A 2,043-nucleotide genomic window follows, 5' to 3' on the forward strand; every position below is an offset into this window, starting at 1 on the left:
GAGGCGTGGGCGCCGGCGATGCAGGTGCAGTTCGAATTCATCAACTCCGAGATCAACCCGCAGTTCGCCAACATCGTCAGCCCGACCGAAACCGTGGTGGTGTCGCGCTTCCATGTGGAACTCGACGGCGGCGGCGGCGAAGTGCATCTCACCTTGCCGTACGCGATGGTGGAGCCGATCCGCACCATGCTCGACGCCGGCGTGCAGAGCGATCGCATGGGCGAACGCGACGAGCGCTGGATCCACTGCCTGCATGACGAAGTCATGGATGCCGAGGTGGAACTCACCTCGCTGTTGCTGGAAACGCGCATCAGCATCGGTGAATTCCTGGGCTTGCGCATTGGCGACGTCATTCCGATCAGCCTGCCTGACGTCACCACGGTGTTTGCCGAAGACGTACCGATCTTTCGCGGCGAATACGGCCAGACCAATGGCCGCTACGCCGTTCGCTACAAGGCCGCCGCGGGCCGCCGCGCGCCACTGACCAACTTCGACTTTGCCCCGGAAAAAATCGCATGAGCCAGAATTTTGATTCCGCACCCTTCGTGAGCGGCGAACAAGGCACACCGTTCGACGCCTTGAACGGCGCGGGCGCAGACAAGGCCGACGTCAGCCTGGACATGATCCTGGACGTGCCGGTGACGCTGGCGATGGAAGTCGGCCGCACACGTATCAGCATCCGCAACCTGTTGCAGCTCAACCAGGGCTCGGTGGTGGAACTCGATCGCGCCGCCGGCGAGCCGCTGGACGTATTCGTCAATGGCACTCTGGTGGCGCATGGCGAAGTAGTGGTGATCAACGAGAAGTTCGGTATTCGCCTGACCGACGTGATCAGCCCGGCCGAACGGGTGCGCAAGCTGAGATGAGCATTGCATCGAGCTTATTGGCGCGCGCGCTAGCGGCGAGCGTGCCCGATATCAACGTGACCGGCGAATTGCTGCGCGTGATGTTGAGCCTGGGCGCGATCGTGGCGTTGATCTTTGCCGCGGGCTGGCTCACGCGTCGCTTGCAGTCGCGGCAGGTCGGTGGCGGGCGTCGCCTGCGTTGCATCGAGACGATGGCGATCAGCACGCGCGAGCGTGTGTTGCTGATCGAAGCCGATGGCAAGCGCCTGCTGGTGGGCGTGGGTGCCGGCGGCATTCGCGCGCTGCATGTGTATGAAGGCACGGTGCCGGTGGATGCCACGCCGGCGCCAGTACCGGTTCCGCCCTTTGCGGAGTTGTTGAGCCGGTTGGGGCGGAAGTCATGAATAGCGTTGCACGCGAATTCCACCATCCGTCGCCCCGGCGCAGGCCGGGGCCCAGCGACTTTTCCGCGGCCCATGCAAAGTCGCTGGGCCCCGGCTTGCGCCGGGGTGACGGGATTGGGAAGTTGCTGGCTGGCTTGATGCTGCTGGTGTTGTTTGTACTGTTTTCGTCTGGCGTGCACGCAGCGACGACCGCTACGTCGACCACGGTTGCACCCATCGCCCCCATTGCCCCGATAGCGCAAACCGCGGGCATCCCCGTCCTCACCGTTCAAAACGCCGGCAGCGGCCAGAACTGGAGCCTGTCGCTGCAAGTAGTGGCACTGATGACCGTGCTCACCTTGCTGCCCGCGATATTGCTGATGATGACCTCGTTCACGCGCATCATCATCGTGCTGAGCTTTCTGCGTCAGGCGTTGTCCACGCAGTCCACGCCACCGAACCAGGTGTTGCTCGGCTTGGCGCTGTTTCTTACCTTCTTCGTGATGTCGCCGGTGCTCAACCGCGCTTACGAAAATGGCGTCAAGCCGTACATGGATCATCAGATCAGCGCGGAAGCTGCCATTCCCGCCGCCGCCGCACCGTTCAAGCACTTCATGCTGGACCAGACGCGCGATGCGGATTTGCAGCTGTTCACGCGCCTGGCGAAGGAACAGCCCTATGCCAGCAAGGATGACGTGCCGTTCCGCGTGGCGATGCCGGCATTCGTCACCAGCGAATTGAAGACCGCCTTCCAGATGGGCTTTCTGTTGTTCATCCCGTTCCTGGTGATCGACATCGTGGTGGCGAGCGTGCTG

The 2,043-nt window shown here is 62.8% G+C and carries 4 protein-coding genes; all 4 read left to right on the forward strand.

The features are described from left to right. The coding region (locus VJR68_RS18220) for a flagellar motor switch protein FliM (protein WP_324150006.1) at window positions 1–519 on the forward strand (519 nt) is incomplete at its 5' end. Next, a complete protein-coding gene (gene fliN / locus VJR68_RS18225) occupies window positions 516–866 on the forward strand; it encodes a flagellar motor switch protein FliN (protein WP_324150007.1) in 351 nt (116 codons plus the stop codon). The genes VJR68_RS18220 and fliN, both read left to right, overlap by 4 nt. Then, window positions 863–1,249, forward strand: a complete 387-nt coding sequence (gene fliO / locus VJR68_RS18230; RefSeq protein ID WP_324150009.1) for a flagellar biosynthetic protein FliO — start codon at window positions 863–865, stop codon at window positions 1,247–1,249. Before fliN ends, fliO begins: the two co-directional genes overlap by 4 nt. Then, window positions 1,246–2,043 (forward strand): flagellar type III secretion system pore protein FliP (gene fliP / locus VJR68_RS18235; RefSeq protein WP_324150010.1); only part of this gene is annotated, 798 nt, incomplete at its 3' end. The genes fliO and fliP, both read left to right, overlap by 4 nt.

Origin of the sequence: Dyella sp. (assembly GCF_035277725.1) — a bacterium.
Lineage (GTDB): Bacteria > Pseudomonadota > Gammaproteobacteria > Xanthomonadales > Rhodanobacteraceae > Dyella_B.